This is a genomic window from Sphingobacterium sp. BS-2, from assembly GCF_046161205.1.
Taxonomy (GTDB): Bacteria; Bacteroidota; Bacteroidia; order Sphingobacteriales; family Sphingobacteriaceae; genus Sphingobacterium; species Sphingobacterium mizutaii.
The window spans coordinates 232,407-250,834 of the sequence record NZ_JBIXGO010000020.1 but is presented as its reverse complement, the minus strand read 5'-3'; the positions used below and the strand labels follow the sequence as shown (position 1 = coordinate 250,834).

Here is an 18,428-nt window from a genome sequence, read left to right as displayed (position 1 = left end):
CTGAAATCGGCCTTAATCACCTAAAAAATGGCTATATTGTTAATGTTAAAATAAAACGGAAAAATGGAGAAATCAGTACAATTGGCCCATTCAGATCTGAATATCGTACCGATTATTTTCGGTGGTAATGTCTTTGGATGGACTTTGGATGAGAAGCAATCCTTTGAAATCCTAGACGGTTTTCTGGACCTGGGATTTGATGCCATCGATACGGCAAACAACTACTCGCATTGGGTACCGGGAAATGTCGGGGGCGAGTCGGAAACCATCATCGGAAATTGGTTAAAAGAAAGAAAAAATAGAGATAAAATCGTTTTGATGACTAAAGTGGGTGGACGCTTTAGTTACGACAGTAAGAAAAACACCTCAGCTCCTTATATCAAAGAACAAGTAGAGCTGTCTTTAAATAGGCTTAAGACGGATAATATTGATTTATATCAGACACATTATGATGATACCACTACGCCTGTGGAGGAAACATTAAGGGCTTACGATGATTTGGTAAAAGAAGGAAAGGTAAGGTACATCGGCGCTTCCAATATTTCAACGGACCGCTTGGTAGAGAGTTTGGACACTTCTTCTAAGCTTTCTTTACCCCAATATATTTCCTTACAACCAGAGTATAATCTATACGATCGGGAAAAATATGAACAGGAATATGAAGCAACCGTGAAGGAGTATGGGTTAGCTGTGATTCCTTATTATTCCTTAGCCAGTGGCTTTTTGTCCGGCAAGTACTTGACCGACGATGATTTTTCTAAGTCAGCAAGGGGAGAGGGTATTGAAAAACGCTATTGGAATGAACGTGGTAAAAGAATTGTCGCGGCACTGAATGAGGTAGCCTCTGCCTACAGAACATCAGCTTCTTCGGTGGCTTTAGCTTGGTTATTGGCACAGCCTACCATTACTGCACCCATTGCTAGTGCTACAAAAGATGCACATCTACAGAGTTTTGTTGCTGCGTTGCAATTGAGACTTGGAGAAGAAGCAATTGAAAAACTAAATGACGCAAGTCGTTATTAATAATAAACAACATTAAACATTTAACATAAAATTTATAACTATGAAAACTGATATCGGAATAAAAGAAAATGACACTAAAGTAGTTGCAGGATTGTTAAACAAACTCTTGTCAGATGAAAACGTGCTGTATACCAAAGTAAGGAACGCACATTGGAATGTCGAAGGTCCAGATTTCCATGCGCAACATGTTTTCTTCGAAGAGCTGTACACGGAATTGGCAGAAATTATCGATGAAGTCGCAGAACGTGTTCGTGCTATTGGACATTATGCCGTAGGGACCATGAAAGAATTCCTGGAACTTACCCAACTGACGGAAATGAAGTATAAAAAGAATGATAGTCAAGGTTTTATTACGGAATTATTAAATGATTACGAGAGCTTGATTATCTCCTTAAGGGAGGATATTAAATTAGCGGAGGAGCATAATGATGCTGGTACAGAGGATTTTCTGGTTGGCCTTTTGGAAAAACACGAGAAAAATGCTTGGATGCTGAGATCGCATGTAAGATAAGCAGTTAAAAATATCGCTGGATCACGGAGGTCCGGATAAGAAATTTTTAGGAAGCACCCAATCGGGTGCTTCTTGTTTTATTATCGTTATTTTTTAGAATTCTTGTTTAGAATAGTTAATTTCAAAAAATTATTTTCCGCTGGATCAAATGATAGACGAATTAGTAGAATTTCTTGGAAAACAGAATGCTGTTGTTGCTGCATTATTTGCTGGATTGTTCACTTGGGGTGTAACTGCCGTAGGAGCCGCCGGCGTATTTCTTTTTAAGGGGGTCAATAAAAAGTTGCTGAATGGCATGCTCGGTTTTACGGGTGGAGTCATGATTGCAGCTAGTTTTTGGTCATTATTGGCACCAGCCATTGAAATGAGTTCCGGAGAAGGGTTTAGCAAGGTCATGCCATCGGCAATTGGCTTTATCCTTGGTGCGCTTTTTATCTTTGGCTTGGATAAATTAATGCCCCACCTACACCTTAATTTCTTAAAAACAGAAGGTCCGAAATCTTCTTTACATCGAACTACCTTATTGACCATAGCGATTGCCCTGCATAATATTCCCGAGGGATTGGCCGTAGGGGTATTATTTGGAGGTGCTGCCTCAGGGATCCCTGAAGCTAGTATCACCGGCGCTGTATTATTGGCCATGGGTATCGGCTTGCAGAACTTTCCTGAAGGTATCGCCGTTTCCATGCCCCTACGTAGAATGGGACTATCAAGATGGAAGAGCTTTCAATACGGACAGCTTTCCGCTGTAGTAGAGCCCGTATTCGCCGTTCTTGGCGCATTTGCTGTAGGATTCTTTATGCCCATCCTTCCGTATGCACTTTCCTTTGCTGCAGGAGCCATGATATTCGTGGTTATCGAAGAAGTCATCCCTGAAACACAACAAGAAGAACACTCCGATATCCCAATCCTAGGATTTGTGTTGGGATTTGTGGTGATGATGGTATTGGATGTGGCTTTAGGGTAAGGAAGACATAAGACTGTGTTACGCTTTGTAGGGGCTTATTGCATAAGCCCGTTACATTATTTTGTTTGTATTGGCGTACTTTACATGACCTTCGCTTTCTCTCACAGCGCGACATTCTGACGCAGGAAGAATCTCGGAACCATACAAAATTTTAAATAGGAGCATTGGCGTAATGTTCCAGTACCTTCGCTATCTCCCACAGCGCGTCATTCTGACGCAGGAAGAATCTCGGAACCATACAAAAATTCAACTGGATTTATTAAGAACAGCATTGGCGTACAGGTCCTTTACCTTCGGTAAAGAATGACAGCACATGTGGTAGTAGAACCGTACAGATTCTTCACGAATTGTTCAGAATCGCTCTTTAGCGCATTTCCAATTCTGAACGAAAAGTGAAGAATCTGTACGCAAATGTCCAAATACCTGCTGTCATCCCCATCGAAGATGGAGGACCTGTACGCCAATACAAACAAAATCATAAAGCGGGCTTATACAATTAGACATTCCAACCTGTATATAAACTATTTATTGATCGTGGTCCATCCTCTCATCCCATCAATCCTGGTTCAAATGTCAGCGGGCGTATGCGATACGCCCCTACAGTAATATGGTCAAATATAGTCCATGAAGCCACGTTTATGCCAAAATCTTGATCCATCCGGTGGGTGAGCGGAGCCGAACTCCGCATCCCATCAATCCTGGTTCATACCCTGATCTTGGTCCATCCTCTCATCCCATTCAATCCTGGTTCAAATGTCAGCGGGCGTATGCGATACGCCCCTACCGTAATATAGTCAAATATAGTTCGAGAAGCCACGTTTATGCCAAAATCTTGGTCCATCCGGTGGGTGAGCGGAGCCGAACTCCGCATCCCATCAATCCTGGTTCAACTCTTAAATACCAGCATCTCATCCCATCCAACCATCAAACAAAAAAAGGGATGACCACTGGCCATCCCTTTTTTTTTATCTTTTCCTAAGCCTAGTTTAGGGCTTCAATTTTAGCTTGTAATTCAGCAGATTTTGCTTCGTCGTTCATAAAATCGTAGTAGTTTTTAAGGTTTCTTAAAGCGTCTACGTTTTTAGCGTCAAGCTCAACAGCTTTTTCCAAGTAAGGTACCGCTCTAGCGATTTTACCTTTGATAGCTTCTACTTTTTTGTTGTATTCAGCAGCAGGAACTGATTTGTCTTCGTTCAACTTCATCAATTCATCACGGCCACCGTTCATAATAACTACAGCAGCGTTTGTGTTCGCTTCAAGGTAGTTAGGATCGATCTCGATTGCTTTTTGGTATGAAGCCAATGCTTTTTCAGCATCGCCAGAAGCACCATAAGCAAGGCCTAGGTAGTAGTGAAGGCTTTTGTTTTGTGGGTCTTTTGCTACTTGAGACTCGATATCAGATACAATCTTAGCCTCATTTCCAGTGATTAGGTTCAATTCGATGTTTTGAACAACAGCATCATTATCATTAGGATAAGCAGCTACAGCTTCAGCAGCAGCAGCGATCGCTGATGTAGTATCACCTTTTTGAAGGTAAAGTTTAGGAAGGTCAACCATGATTGTTTTATGGCTTGAATATTCCTTAACTGGAACTAGCTCTTTGTATTTTTCGATTGCTTTGTCGTATTCCTTGTTTTGTACCGCCGCTAAACCAGAGTAGAAGGTTAAGGTAGTATCACCAGGAAGGTAAACTAAAGCATCGCTAAAGTCTGAATAAGCTGTTTTAAAATCTTGTTTGTCCCAAGCTGCAACACCTTGGTTGAATTTGTACTGACCTAAAGTTTGACCAGCAACAGCGATGTTTTCGGCGTGTTTTTTGTCTGTATCAAGTTCAGTAGCTTTTTTGATTGCGTCTTGCGCTTTAGTAGCGTCTTCAGCACTCTTGTCCAAGCTAGCTAGGTTTGAGTAAACTAGGGCATAGTATGTCCATGCTTCTGGATCATCTTTCGTCTTGTCGTGTACAACTGCAGCATCGATTGCTTCTTTGGCAGCAGTAAGGTTTGATTTACCTAATTCAGCAGAACCTGCTCCTTTTAGTTCTTCAAACTTTACAATTGCAGCTTTTGCTTTTTTCACATTGCCCGACTGTGCAAAAAGGGCAGTGGAACTGGTTGCAAAAAGCAATCCTACAAATAATATCGATTTTCTTAAATTCATATCTATTTATTGTTTGTTTAATTCGTAAGTTGGTTTAACAATAGATTCACTCGATCTAATTGAGTTTCATCTTCGGTCTTTTGATAGAATAAAGCTAAGGATTTCAAAGCATTTATTTCATAAGGCTTTATCTCATTTGCTTTTAACAAATAATTTTGGGCATTATACTGTGCTTCTTGATTCTCGGCATCCTTTAAGAAGGTATTCAAATTGATCAGCCCCAATGCAAGATTAGACTCATAATTATTTGGATCCAGTTCAAGGACCTTTTCGTAGTAAGTCTTTGCTATCTCTAAATTATTGGCATTTTCATTTGCATAACCTGCCAGGTAATTTAACTCTATGTTTTCTGGCTCTAGCTTGATTGCCTGTTCTATTATCGGAACGATAGCGTCATAGGCATTGCTTTTCGCATATTTATCGATCAACAAGAACAATATAGCTTTGTCTTCAGCATATTTGGTCCTTCCTTCTTCCAAGGTTGAAAGCGCTTTTTGCTTTTCGTCCAATTGGTCGTAAAGGTTAGCCAACTCGATATACTGGTTAGGCGTCATATTGCCAGATTCATGGATCTTGCCATAATATTTGATCGCTTCTTCCGGTTTACCTGCCTTGCTCGCCAATAATGCTAAATTGTAGGTTACATCGCCACTTTTAGCATCCAAAGCATCCACTTTGCTGAAATCGGCAAAGGCTTCATCAAACTTTTTGTTCTCGAGGGATTTATTAGCGCGGTAGATCAATGCAGCAGCCAAGTTTTGGTTGACATAGCTGATTTCACCTGAATAGCCAGATCTATCTTTCTTATCGATCCTATCCATAGTTTGATAGGTCAGATCGATAGGATCGGCATTCAACTTAATGGTCCTTGTAGAATCTGCATAAGCAATTGAACTCAATACCATAGCTCTTAAGACATTTACGCGGGTTTTGGAAGAGTCGCGTCTGGTCTTGTAGATATTGTCGATTTGTTTCCTGGCATTATCAAGGTTTGCGATGTTACCAGTTTGGGTGTATAATGCAAAGGCATTGCTGGCTTCTTTATAAGCAGACTGTCCAAAAGCACTATTGGCACCCAATAGTAATATTGCTCCTAAAGCACTTGAAATATATCTATTCTTGTTCTTCATTCTCCGTGTTAGCTGAATCATTGTCTGTTGGGTTTTCTGCTCCTTCAGCACCTTCAACGTCTAATTCCTCTTCTTCCTCTTGTCTTTCAACTTTGGTAACTGATGCAATTTCGTCGTTGTCTTTCAAAGTGATCAATTTCACACCTTGGGTAGCACGACCCATTACACGTAAGCTTTCAACTCCGATACGGATTACAATTCCAGATTTATTGATGATCATTAAGTCGTTCTCATCCGTAACGCCTTTAATGGCAACCAGTTCACCAGTTTTGTCCGTAACATTAATGGTTTTTACACCTTTACCACCACGATTGGTAATTCTATAATCATCGATATCGGTACGTTTACCGTATCCTTTTTCTGAAACTACCAATACGGTTGTTTCTTGATTATTAACACTAATCATGCCAACTACCTCATCATTTTCGTGCGCTAAGGTAATACCACGAACACCGGTAGCAGTTCTACCCATTGGTCTTACTGTTGATTCATTGAATCGGATAGCACGACCTGAGCGAAGTGCCATTACGATCTCGCTAGTACCATTGGTCAATGTTGCTTCCAATAATTGATCGCCTTCATTGATGTTGATCGCATTGATACCATTTGCTCTCGGTCTTGAATACGCTTCCAGCGAAGTTTTCTTGATGGTACCTTTCTTAGTACACATGATGATAAAGTTGTTCTCAAGGTATTCTTGATCCTTAAGGTTAGTTACCTTAATATAAGCCTTGATCTTTTCATCTTTTGGTATGTTGATGATATTCTGAAGTGCACGGCCTTTAGAAGTACGGCTACCCTCAGGAATCTCAAATGCTCTTAACCAGAAACATCTTCCAGCTTCAGTAAATAACAATAGGTAGTTGTGTGCAGAAGCGGTGATGATATGTTCGGTAAAGTCTTCATCGCGGGTAGTCGAGCCAATAGCTCCTTTACCACCACGACCTTGAACACGGTATTCGGTAAGCGGAGTACGTTTTACATAACTGTTATGTGAAATCGTGATTACCACCTCTTCATCATCGATGAAATCTTCCATACGAAGATCTTCAGCAGAGTGAACGATATGAGAACGTCTTTCGTCGCCATATTTCTCTTTCACTTCCATTAATTCATCTTTGATGATCTTGAAGCGAAGGCTTTCATCGGCAAGTACTTCTTTCAAGTATTCGATGGTTTTCATCAACTCAGCATATTCTTCTTTGATCTTGTCGCGTTCCAGTCCTGTCAACCTTCTTAGGGTCATGTCCAAGATGGCTCTTGCTTGGATATCAGAAAGCGCAAAACGCTCCATCAAGCCAACACGTGCATCTTCTGGGGTATCTGAATTACGGATCAATTTGATTACCTCGTCTAGGTGATCTAGGGCGATCAGGTAACCTTCTAAGATATGGGCTCTTTTTTCAGCTTCAGCTAATTCAAACTTAGTTCTACGGATTACCACATCATGTCTATGTTCTACGAACTCGTGGATCATATCCTTCAAGTTCAACATTTGTGGTCTACCTTTAACTAAGGCAATGTTGTTTACCGAAAAAGAGGTTTGCAAAGCGGTATGCTTATATAGGTTGTTTAAAACCACATTGGCATTCGCATCACGTTTTATTTCATAGATAACGCGGATATCCTTAGAGGATTCATCCCTGATTTCCGAGATACCTTCGATTTTCTTTTCTTGAACCAAATCGGCTGTTCTTTTGATCATATCCGATTTGTTGACTTGGTAAGGGATTTCTGTTACGATGATGATCTCTTTACCAGTCTTGGTGGTTTCGATCTCTGCTTTAGCACGCATCACGATACGGCCACGGCCAGTTTCGAAAGCTTCTTTAACCCCATTGTATCCATAGATCAGACCTCCGGTAGGGAAGTCAGGACCTTTAACATGGGTCATCAATTCCGAGATTTCGATATCTCTATTGTCGATATAGGCAATGGTACCATCGATAACTTCGCTCAAGTTGTGCGGAGCCATGTTGGTTGCCATACCTACGGCGATACCAGATGCGCCATTGACAAGAAGGTTAGGGATTCGGGTAGGAAGAACGGTAGGTTCTTCAAGGGAGTCGTCAAAGTTTAATTGAAAATCAACGGTGTCTTTGTTAATGTCCGCCAACATTTCTTCGGTAATCTTCCTTAAGCGAGCCTCTGTATAACGCATCGCTGCTGGTGGGTCACCGTCAATCGAACCGTAGTTACCCTGTCCATCGACTAGGGGATACCGCATGGACCAGTTTTGGGCCATACGCACCATGGTATCATAAACGGATGAGTCACCGTGTGGGTGGTACTTACCGAGTACATCTCCAACAATACGAGCAGATTTTTTATAAGGTTTACCACTCGTTACCCCAAGGTCTAGCATACCATACAATACACGGCGGTGTACTGGTTTCAGACCATCACGAGCATCAGGCAATGCACGCGAAACGATTACCGACATCGAATAGTCGATGTAGGCAGATTTCATTTGGTCTTCGATATTGATGGGGATGATCCTGTTTTCGGCAGGAACTAAATTGTTTTCGTTTTCTGTTTCTTCAGCCATTATATTTTGGTTTCAATCAATATAATAAGTGTTATATCTATAAAAGACACGTAACAGGCGAAGATACACAAATTTTTAGGTTTTTGGTACGGATTTCATCATTAAAGATATCCACAATCAAGGGTGTTTGTTAATATTTTTTATGAAGTAATGTGTTTAAACACGCACTTTCTTTCAATAAGAGAATGATAGCAAATGTCTTTTTAATTTAAGATATTTTAAACAAATGTGGATTTTGTTTTAAAAATTTTTAAAAATATTTTACCTTTGGGCATTCAAATTAAGGTCAAACGATTGTTTAATCGTTAACCTCCTAATTTTTAACAAATTATACAAGTCTAATGAAACATAATTTCGGTGCAGGCCCATGTATTTTACCAAAAGAGGTTTTTGAAGAAGCTTCAAGAGCGGTAATAGATTTTAATGGTACAGGTTTATCAATCTTGGAAATTTCGCACCGTTCCAAAGAGTTTGAGGAAGTAGTCATTGAGACTGAGAAATTGGTCCGTGAACTATTAGAAGTACCAGCTGGATACTCCATTTTATTCCTTCAAGGTGGTGCTAGCCAACAATTTGCCATGGTTCCGATGAACCTATTGCCTGAAAATGGGAAGGCTTCTTACTTGGATACAGGTGTTTGGGCAACAAAAGCTGCCAAAGAAGCTAAAAAGGTAGGGCAAGTTGAGATCGTTGCTTCTTCGAGCGACAAAAATTATACGTATATTCCAAAGGATTTTGTAGTTCCATCGGATGCTGCATATTTCCATTACACTTCAAATAATACCATCTACGGAACTGAAGTATTTGAAAAACCTAACACATCCGTTACGACCGTGGTGGATATGTCATCAGATATTTTGAGTAGAACGATCAATGTGTCTGAATTTGGTTTGATCTATGCTGGTGCCCAGAAAAATATGGGTCCTGCAGGGGTTACCCTAGTTATCATCAAAGATGATCTGTTTGCTAAGTCTGGACGTACCATTCCTACGATCTTTGATTATGAAGCGCATGCAAAAGCTGGTTCTATGTACAATACACCGCCAGTATTCTCCATCTATGTATCGATGTTGAACCTTCGTTGGTTGAAAGCAAAAGGTGGAATTTCGGTTATTGAACAAGAGAATATCATCAAGGCACGTACTTTATACGATGAGATTGACCGCAACCCATTCTTCAACGGAACTGCAGCTGTGGAAGATCGCTCTAGAATGAACGTTACTTTCGTGATGGATACCCCTGAATTAGAAGCTGAATTCTTGGCATTAGCTAAAGAGCGCAACTTGATCGGTATCAAAGGTCACCGTTCAGTAGGTGGATTTAGAGCATCCATCTATAATGCATTGAGCATTAGCTCTATCAATGCATTAGTGGATACGATGAGAGAGTTTGAAGAAAAGAAGAAATAATTACTATGAAAATTTTAGCTAACGATGGGATTGATCCTATCGGTAAAAAAATATTAGAGGATGCGGGCTTTGTAGTGGATACAAACCATATACCTCAGGATGAATTGATCAATAGATTGAACGAATACGATGCAGTTACGGTACGTAGTGCTACGAAATTACGTCAACCCTTGATCGATGCTTGCCCAAATATCAAGGTTATTGGTAGGGGTGGAGTCGGCATGGATAATATTGATGTGGACTATGCACGCTCAAAAGGTATCGCTGTAGTCAATACGCCTGCAGCTTCTTCACATTCAGTTGCTGAATTGGTTTTTGCGCATCTATTGAATGGGGTTAGATTCTTGTATGATTCTAATCGTAAGATGCCTGTAGAAGGAAACAGTAATTTTGCTGGATTGAAAAAAGCTTATGCTGCAGGTTCTGAATTGAAAGGAAAAGTATTAGGCGTAGTTGGATTTGGTCGTATCGGTCGCGAGACAGCTATGATCGGATTAGGTTTGGGAATGACAGTTATCTATTCAGATCTATTTGAAGGACCAAATTCTTTGACTTTAGACTTCGCTGGAGATGTTAGTGTGAATGTTCCTGTAGAGCAAGTGAACATTGATACCATCTTCCAAAAATCAGACTTTATTTCTCTTCACGTTCCTTTTACAGATAAGCCTGTAATCGGTAAAGAAGAATTTGCATTATTGAAAGATGGTGTAGGTTTGGTAAATGCTTCCAGAGGAGGTGTTATTGAAGAGCTAGCTTTGGTAGAAGCATTGAATTCTGGAAAAGTAGGTTTTGCTGCTTTGGACGTGTTTGATAATGAGCCAACTCCAAGAGCAGAGATTTTGAATCATCCAAGGATTTCATTGACTCCTCATATTGGTGCTGCTACCAATGAGGCGCAAGAACGAATCGGAGAAGAGCTTGCCCAGTTATTGATCGATAACTTGAAGAAGTAATTCTTCCGCATAAAATTATATGCGGCACAAAAGCTTTTATTTGCATTTGTGCCGCTTTTTTTTGTTAAAAGACTTATATTCACACCCTCGTAAAATAAATAGTTTAAAAATAGATATGAAAATTCTAAAATTCGGTGGAACATCCGTAGGGAGTGCTGAACGTATCCAGAGTTTATTGGATATCGTTAATCCCGCAGAGCGTCAGATTGTGGTGCTTTCAGCAGTGGCTGGAACGACAAATGCATTGGTAGAAATCTCTAAAGCTTACTTGAATGGTAAGAAGGACGAGGCCAAGGAATTGATCAAGGAACACAAGAACAAGTACGAAGCTTTAATCAAGGAACTCTTCAGCACTGAGAACGGATATAAGCAGGGTAAGGAATTGATAGATTATCATTTTAACTTAATTGCATCTTTGTCGAACGATCTATTCACTCCAACGGAAGAAAAGATCATCTTAGCTCAAGGAGAATTGATGTCCACTACTTTATGGCATCTGTACCTGAGTGAAAAAGGAATTAAATCGGTATTGCTTCCGGCTCTTGATTTTATGAAAATCGATGAGGACAATGAGCCTATGGTTCCTTTTATTAAGGAAAAATTGGAAGCAATCTTGGCTGATTATCCAGATAATAGTTTGTTTATTACGCAAGGTTATATCTGTAGAAATTCATTTGGCGAAATAGACAATTTACGTCGTGGTGGATCGGATTATACGGCATCCTTGATCGGTGCCGCTATCCAAGCGGATGAAATCCAGATCTGGACTGATATCGATGGTATGCATAACAATGATCCAAGGATTGTAAAAGGCACTACGCCGATTGCCGAGTTGAGCTTTGATGAGGCTGCAGAGTTGGCATATTTTGGTGCTAAGATCTTGCACCCGCAGAGTGTATTCCCAGCACAGCGATACAATGTGCCGGTTCGTTTGTTGAATACCATGGACCCTAAAGCTTTTGGAACCTTGATTTCTAAAAATGGTGGACAAAAGGGATCGATCCGTGCTGTTGCAGCGAAAGATGATATTACCGCAATCCATATTCATTCTTCCAGAATGTTGCTGGCTTATGGTTTCCTAAGGAAGATCTTTGAAATTTTTGAGCGCTATAAAACGCCAATCGATATGATCACTACTTCGGAAGTGGCGGTATCCTTGACCATTGATGAGACCAAAAATTTGGAAGATATCATCCGCGAGGTGGAGGATTTCGGGAAGGTGAGTGTAGATAGAAACCAAACGATCATTTGTGTGGTTGGAGATTTTGGTGCAAATACCCATGGCTATGCTGCCCGCGTATTGGATGCAGTGAAGCATTTGCCATTGCGTATGGTTTCCTATGGTGGTTCAGACTATAATGTCTCCATCTTATTGGATTCTGAGCACAAAGTAGAAGCATTGAGGTCGTTACATAATAGAATTTTTTAAAGAGAATGAACATTAATCAAATTGATTTAGGACGTTTAAAAGAATATGAAACTCCGTTTTATTACTATGACCTGGACTTGTTGAATGAGACATTGGACAAGGCTAAGGCTGCAGCTGATAAAAGAGGATTCCATGTTCATTATGCGCTAAAAGCAAATTTTAATGATAGGATTTTAGGCTTGATCCAATCGAAAGGCTTTGGTGCTGATTGTGTAAGTGGAAATGAGGTTCAAAAATCAATTGATTCTGGTTTTCCAGCAAATCAGATCACCTTTGCGGGTGTTGGAAAATCTGATAAGGAGATAAAGCTGGCCTTAAGCCATAATATTTTTGCTTTTAATGTAGAATCTATCCAGGAGTTATTGGTGATCAATGAATTGGCGGCTAAACAGAACGTGAAAGCTCAAGTTTCATTGCGCATCAATCCGAATGTAGATGCACATACGCACCATTACATTACGACTGGTTTAGATGAAAATAAATTTGGAGTGCCTAATTCGGAGTTGGAGAAAGCTGCTTCAGTGCTTAGGGAATGTGATCATCTGGATTTATTGGGTCTACATTTCCATGTTGGCTCGCAAATCACGGATATTAATGTTTTCAAGAGCCTTTGTGTGAAGGTCAATGAGTGGAAGAATTGGTTTGAGGAACGCGGAACCATGATCAAGGTATTGAATGTTGGTGGTGGCTTAGGTGTTGATTACCATGAACCCGATGCACATCCTTTTGCAGACTTTGAGGCTTATTTTGATGTTTTCGACAAGTTCTTGGAAAGAACTCCGCAGCAGGAAGTGCATTTTGAGTTAGGGCGTGCCCTAGTGGCTCAATCCGGAACATTGGTGAGTAGGGTACTTTATACCAAAAGTGGTGTAAAGAAAAACTTCCTGATCCTAGATGCCGGTATGACTGAATTAATGCGTCCAGCATTATACCAAGCCTTCCATAAAATTGAAAAATTAGGCAGCAACAATAACAGTACTGAAAAATTGAACTATGATGTGGTTGGACCAATCTGTGAGAGCTCGGATTGTTTCGGAAAAGAAGTGACCCTTCCTGTATCCGAACGCGGCGATCTAATCGCAATCCGTACCGCAGGTGCCTATGGAGAGGTTATGGCTTCGAAATATAATCTTAGAGATGAAATTAGGTTTGTGTTCTCTGGGGAGATTTGAGATATGAGATTTGAGATCTGAGATAGAAAGGGTTTTATATATTTATTCATCAGACATCAGACATCAGACATATGATGGTTGAATGTTTTTAGTCATTAAACAAGAGAATGGGGAATTTTAATACAGTTGATATCTCAATACTCACATCTCAATACTCAAATCTAATTTAATATCTCAATACTCATATCTCATATCTCACATCTAAATAAAAAAAGAACTCCTGAGCTTATTTAGCTCAGGAGTTCTTTTTTTTATTTATTCCTGGTCCTTATTAAGGAAGACGAATTTTCCATCAAATGCATCCAGTTTGATTACGGAATCTCTGGATATTTTTCCGGAAAGGATCTCTTTGGAGAGTTCGTTCAGGATTCTTTTTTGGATGACACGTTTTAATGGTCTTGCACCATAAACAGGATCGTATCCTAACTGGGCTAACCAATCTAAAGCTTCGTCGGAGGCAGTTAGGAAGATGTTTTGTTCAGCAAGTTGTTTTTCAACTCTGTTAAATTGCATCCTAACGATATCTCCAATTTCAGTTCTGGACAACGGAGTAAACATGATCACCTCATCAATACGGTTCAAGAACTCCGGACGGATGGATTTTTGTAATAGATCCAAAACTTCATCCTTGGTTTTTGCAACCACTTCTTCTCTGTTCTCATCACTCAATTTAGAGAAATTCTCTTGGATGATATGAGATCCAGTGTTGGAAGTCATGATAATGATGGTGTTCTTAAAGTTTACCACACGACCCTTATTATCAGTCAAGTGACCATCATCCAATACCTGTAACAGGATATTGAATACATCAGGATGGGCCTTTTCGATTTCGTCTAAGAGAACCACTGAATAAGGTCTACGACGGACAGCTTCTGTTAATTGTCCACCTTCATCATAACCCACATATCCCGGAGGCGCTCCGATCAAACGAGATACGGCATGTCTTTCTTGGTATTCCGACATATCGATTCGGATCATCGCCTGTTCATCATCAAATAGATATTCAGCCAAGGCTTTTGCTAGTTCGGTTTTACCGACCCCAGTGGTACCTAAGAAAATAAAGGAACCGATTGGACGTTTAGCGTCACTTAAGCCAGCTCTAGACCTACGGATGGCATCAGCAATGGCTTCGATCGCCTCGTCTTGTCCAGCAACGCGTTTATGTAATTCTTCCTCAAGGTTCAATAATTTTTCCCTTTCGGATTGAATCATTTTGCTTACAGGGATGCCGGTCCATTTGGATACAACATCAGCAATATCCTCAGAAGTTACTTCTTCTTTCAGCATCCGGCTGCTATCTTGTTTTTCGGAAAGCTCTTTCTTCAAGGCATCCACTTTATCCTGTGCTTCCTTGATCTTACCGTATCTTAATTCCGCAACCTTGCCATAGTCACCAGCACGTTCAGCTTGTTCAGCTTCCAGTTTGTAGTTCTCTATGTTTTGGGCTTCGGAGTTGACTTGGTCAACCAAAGTCTTTTCAGATTGCCATTTTGCCCTTAGGGAATCTCTTTCATTGGAAAGGTTTGCGATGGTTTCAGAGAGTTCGGAGATTTTCTTCTCGTCTTTCTCACGTTTGATCGCTTCTCTTTCGATTTCCAATTGCATGATGCGACGTTCAAGTTCATCGACAACTACTGGAACGGAGTCCATTTCAAGCCTTAATTTCGACGCTGCCTCGTCGACAAGGTCAATGGCCTTGTCTGGTAAGAAACGGTCTGTAATGTACCTTTGTGAAAGTTCTACAGCCGAAATGATGGCCTCATCCAGGATCCTTACTTTATGGTGGGTCTCGTAGCGTTCCTTGATACCTCGAAGAATTGAAATCGCATCTTGGGTATCTGGTTCTTCTACCATTACTTTTTGGAACCTACGTTCCAATGCCTTGTCCTTTTCGAAATACTTTTGGTATTCGTTCAAGGTAGTAGCTCCGATTGTTCTAAGTTCACCACGAGCTAGGGCAGGTTTTAGGATGTTGGCAGCGTCCATTGCGCCTTCACCACCACCAGCACCAACTAGGGTATGGATTTCATCAATGAATAGGATGATTTCACCATCGCTGTCTGATACTTCCTTAACCACAGCTTTTAAGCGTTCTTCGAATTCACCTTTATATTTTGCTCCGGCAACCAAAGCGCCCATATCCAAGGAGAACACGGTCTTTGTCTTCAGATTCTCAGGAGCATCACCTTTAATGATTCGATATGCAATACCTTCTGCAATGGCTGTTTTACCAACTCCTGGTTCACCTACTAGGATGGGGTTATTCTTTGTTCTACGCGATAGGATCTGCATTACGCGTCTGATTTCCTCATCTCGACCAATTACAGGGTCGAGTTTACCGGATTCAGCGTATTCATTTAAGTTCCTGGCGTATTTGTTCAAGGCATTATAGGTTGCTTCGGCGTTCTGATCCGTTACCCTTGAATTCCCTCTCAATTCTTTGATCGCAGTTTTCAGGTCTTTTTCCGTAACACCTTGATCCTTCAATAGGCTGGATACTTTATCGCCAGAAAGCAATAATCCCAATAAGATATGCTCGATGGATACGAATTCATCATTGAATTCTTTCAAAAAGCTTTGTGCTTTCTGTAAAACAGCAGTGGCACTGTTGCTTAGGTATACATTACTTCCGCTTACCTTAGGGTAGGATTCGATTATTTTATCGACTTCTTGGCTTAAGTAGCTGATATTGACGTTTAATTTCTTGAGTAAATGAGAAATGACATTCTCATCTACTGATAACAAAGCTTTCATGATATGCGCTGGCTCAATCGCTTGTTGCTGATGGCCAGATGCAATTTCGGAAGCTTTTTGTATTGCCTCTTGGGCTTTAATAGTAAAGTTGTTAAAGTTCATATGATAGTTAAGCTATTTGTATTATGAGGTTAACAAAAGGAATGCCTACAGTGTTTTTAGTTATTTTGCTGTAATTTTGACAGTTATAAATAATAATATATGTCAAAAAGACATGATGTAATTTAAATTAAGAAAAATAATGCCTTGTAGGTCATTTAGTTAGTGTTTTTGTTTAGATGGATGAAATCAAAACTCTTGTAAAAGTGGTCTGAAGTTTACATCTTTGCATCGCTTTCAAGGAAAATGCCTCCTTAGCTCAGCTGGTAGAGCAACTGACTTGTAATCAGTAGGTCATTGGTTCGATTCCGATAGGAGGCTCAAAAAGAGGATATCAAACGATATCCTCTTTTTTGTTTTATTCTTTTTATTTGAGCATCATCGCCTCTTTATGGTTCAGAACCTGTTTGAAGGTTGGTGTACCATTTTGGAATAGGGCTTTATGGTGCGGAGCAGGAATTAGGACCTTTACTTCATATTTTTCTAATGGAATAAAGAAAAGAATGCCATGTTCAACAAAGTTTTCATCTGTTATTTCCGTGTATTTCTCTGCTTTATCGTTGATACGATTTAAAGATTCTAGTTTTTTGATTACCTGCTGCATAATTATTTTTCTTCATGGAAAACCAAAATCGGCACCTTTGAATGCAGAGCAAGGTTGTTGCTGATGCTGCTATTGAATAGCCGATCAAAGAAGCTTCGATTTCTTTTAACGACGCCTAATATATCAATATTGTTTTCAAGGATGTAATTTGCAATGGTATTTTCTATACTTTCAACCTCATCAAGCAGGACATAGTTGATGTTTTCATTCGGGAATTCCTTTTGCCATGCTTCGCTATGCAATAAGACATCCGCTACTTTATCGTTATGCAACACATGCAAGCATTCGATCTTAGCATCTACAGCTTTTGCCATGATCAACATCTCTTTCAGTGCAGATTTGTCCTTTTCACGGAAAAGGGTGGTGAAGACAGTTCGTTTGATACCTTGATATTTAGCATGAGGAGGAACCGCCAGCACTGGGTTTTGGATGGACTTGATGACACTCACGGTATTGGTTCCGATCAATTTGGATAGGAAACCGGATTCGCCATGGGTTCCCATTACCACCAAATGGATATTTTCGCGAGTTACAATGTTTTTTACCACGGAAGCGACGGGGCCTTCTTCAAAGAGAAATACCAATTCCACTTCCTGCATACCTATCTCGGCAGCTATATCACGAAGCTTTTGGGTTTTCTTTTTATAGACTTCGAATTGATTGAGCTCAATGGTTTGATAGACTTCACCTAGTAGTTCCGGTTGGCCGCCATGTGTTGCAGAAAGGACTGGCTCTAAATAGGAGTAAAGGACATAAATCTTGGCATCAATCGATTTGGCTATATGCAATGCATAGAGGAACGCATTATTAGCAATTTCTGAAAAATCTGTAGGAAATAATATGGCTCTCATAGTCGTTAATTTTGTGTTTGTTAAATTTACCAAATAATGGGCAAGGAATTAATGACCTTTATCATTATTTTATACCAACTGTAGCATGAATTTGTTTTATATCGTTATCCTAATATAGAATATTTATAGCAGGATTTGTATGAATAAAGCTTAGCTTCATCTATAGTTTTTTTAATTACAGAAGATTAGAGAAGACATAGGTGGGAATTTTAAGGAAATATCTCAGTAACAGTACAGCATTGAATCTAAGGACAGCTTTGGAGCAATGTGCTATGTCTAATTCTGAGAAGAGTAAATCCTTTCTGTACAAGAAATTCTATGGGTACGTGATGGCGGTCGTGATCCGATATATGAAGCATGAAATGGAGGCTGAGGAGTTGGTCAATGAGTGTTTTGTTAAAGCTTTCAATAAGATCGGGACATTTTCACTGCATGAGGATCCTAATGTTCTGGAAAAGACATTTAAGTCTTGGATTGCAAGGATTGCCGTGAATACTTCGATCGATGCACTCAGGGTGAGAAAGCAAATGTATATGCTGGATGACCTGAGCAGTAGTGATACCATTCATTATTCAGTAGATAATGGCAGCAAGTTGGAATATGAAGATATGCTTTCCTTGATTCAGCAATTGCCAGATATCCAGCGATCGATCTTCAACTTGTATGAGATTGAGGGTTATTCGCACGAGGAGATAGGGAAGGAACTGGGCATTCCAGAAAGTACGTCCAGGACTTATTTGACAAGAGCGAAACAGAAGTTGCGCAAATTGTATTTGAGTCAAATTGATTTAGAAAATATTAAATCCTGATTCGTTTAGATA

At 40.1% G+C, this 18,428-nt stretch carries 14 protein-coding genes and 1 tRNA gene; 9 read left to right on the top strand and 6 right to left on the bottom strand.

Going from position 1 to position 18,428, the window contains the following annotated elements; all coding sequences use genetic code 11:
- Positions 1–63 precede the first annotated feature (63 nt).
- From ACK2WI_RS16090 to ACK2WI_RS16080, 3 genes are all read left to right on the top strand, one after another.
- Positions 64–1,023, top strand: coding sequence for an aldo/keto reductase (locus tag ACK2WI_RS16090; RefSeq protein ID WP_409151572.1), 960 nt, complete (start codon positions 64–66; stop codon positions 1,021–1,023).
- Between the two features lie 40 nt (positions 1,024–1,063).
- Positions 1,064–1,534 carry a Dps family protein gene (locus tag ACK2WI_RS16085; protein ID WP_409151571.1) on the top strand — a complete coding sequence of 157 codons (471 nt, stop codon included), beginning with the start codon at positions 1,064–1,066 and terminating at the stop codon, positions 1,532–1,534.
- Between the two features lie 148 nt (positions 1,535–1,682).
- The gene (locus tag ACK2WI_RS16080; RefSeq protein WP_409151570.1) at positions 1,683–2,501 is read left to right on the top strand and encodes a ZIP family metal transporter; all 819 of its coding nucleotides are present in this window, start codon (positions 1,683–1,685) and stop codon (positions 2,499–2,501) included.
- Positions 2,502–3,482: 981 nt separating this feature from the next.
- Here the strand turns inward: ACK2WI_RS16080 and ACK2WI_RS16075 are convergent.
- From ACK2WI_RS16075 to gyrA, 3 genes are read right to left on the bottom strand one after another with little or no spacing between them, the layout of a single operon-like run.
- A complete protein-coding gene (locus ACK2WI_RS16075; protein WP_409151569.1) occupies positions 3,483–4,658 on the bottom strand; it encodes a tetratricopeptide repeat protein in 1,176 nt (391 codons plus the stop codon).
- Positions 4,659–4,675: 17 nt separating this feature from the next.
- The gene (locus tag ACK2WI_RS16070; protein ID WP_312697533.1) at positions 4,676–5,788 is read right to left on the bottom strand and encodes a tetratricopeptide repeat protein; all 1,113 of its coding nucleotides are present in this window, start codon (positions 5,786–5,788) and stop codon (positions 4,676–4,678) included.
- Positions 5,772–8,336 carry a DNA gyrase subunit A gene (gyrA, locus tag ACK2WI_RS16065; protein ID WP_409151568.1) on the bottom strand — a complete coding sequence of 855 codons (2,565 nt, stop codon included), beginning with the start codon at positions 8,334–8,336 and terminating at the stop codon, positions 5,772–5,774. The genes ACK2WI_RS16070 and gyrA overlap by 17 nt, the downstream gene beginning before the upstream one ends.
- 341 nt (positions 8,337–8,677) lie before the next feature.
- Between gyrA and serC the strand changes: the two genes are divergently transcribed.
- From serC to lysA, 4 genes are all read left to right on the top strand, one after another.
- Complete coding sequence (gene serC / locus ACK2WI_RS16060; RefSeq protein WP_409151567.1) at positions 8,678–9,745, top strand: 3-phosphoserine/phosphohydroxythreonine transaminase; 1,068 nt, start codon at positions 8,678–8,680, stop codon at positions 9,743–9,745.
- A 5-nt stretch (positions 9,746–9,750) separates the two neighbouring features.
- Positions 9,751–10,698, top strand: coding sequence for a D-2-hydroxyacid dehydrogenase (locus ACK2WI_RS16055; RefSeq protein ID WP_409151566.1), 948 nt, complete (start codon positions 9,751–9,753; stop codon positions 10,696–10,698).
- A gap of 115 nt (positions 10,699–10,813) precedes the next feature.
- A complete protein-coding gene (locus ACK2WI_RS16050) occupies positions 10,814–12,127 on the top strand; it encodes an aspartate kinase (protein ID WP_312697530.1) in 1,314 nt (437 codons plus the stop codon).
- A gap of 5 nt (positions 12,128–12,132) precedes the next feature.
- On the top strand, positions 12,133–13,299 hold the full coding sequence (gene lysA / locus ACK2WI_RS16045; protein WP_409151565.1) for a diaminopimelate decarboxylase: 1,167 nt from the start codon (positions 12,133–12,135) through the stop codon (positions 13,297–13,299).
- Between the two features lie 255 nt (positions 13,300–13,554).
- Here lysA and clpB read toward each other — a convergent pair whose 3' ends face one another.
- Positions 13,555–16,155 carry an ATP-dependent chaperone ClpB gene (gene clpB / locus ACK2WI_RS16040; RefSeq protein ID WP_409151564.1) on the bottom strand — a complete coding sequence of 867 codons (2,601 nt, stop codon included), beginning with the start codon at positions 16,153–16,155 and terminating at the stop codon, positions 13,555–13,557.
- 245 nt (positions 16,156–16,400) lie between these two features.
- Between clpB and ACK2WI_RS16035 the strand changes: the two genes are divergently transcribed.
- A tRNA-Thr gene (locus ACK2WI_RS16035) sits at positions 16,401–16,473 on the top strand.
- Positions 16,474–16,519: 46 nt separating this feature from the next.
- On the opposite strand, the gene ACK2WI_RS16030 is transcribed toward ACK2WI_RS16035, so the two are convergent.
- Both ACK2WI_RS16030 and ACK2WI_RS16025 read right to left on the bottom strand, forming a co-directional pair.
- Complete coding sequence (locus ACK2WI_RS16030; RefSeq protein ID WP_093096705.1) at positions 16,520–16,756, bottom strand: hypothetical protein; 237 nt, start codon at positions 16,754–16,756, stop codon at positions 16,520–16,522.
- Between the two features lie 2 nt (positions 16,757–16,758).
- On the bottom strand, positions 16,759–17,607 hold the full coding sequence (locus ACK2WI_RS16025; RefSeq protein ID WP_409151563.1) for a universal stress protein: 849 nt from the start codon (positions 17,605–17,607) through the stop codon (positions 16,759–16,761).
- A 200-nt stretch (positions 17,608–17,807) separates the two neighbouring features.
- Between ACK2WI_RS16025 and ACK2WI_RS16020 the strand changes: the two genes are divergently transcribed.
- Complete coding sequence (locus tag ACK2WI_RS16020; RefSeq protein WP_236736462.1) at positions 17,808–18,416, top strand: RNA polymerase sigma factor; 609 nt, start codon at positions 17,808–17,810, stop codon at positions 18,414–18,416.
- The last annotated feature ends 12 nt before the right edge of the window (positions 18,417–18,428 follow it).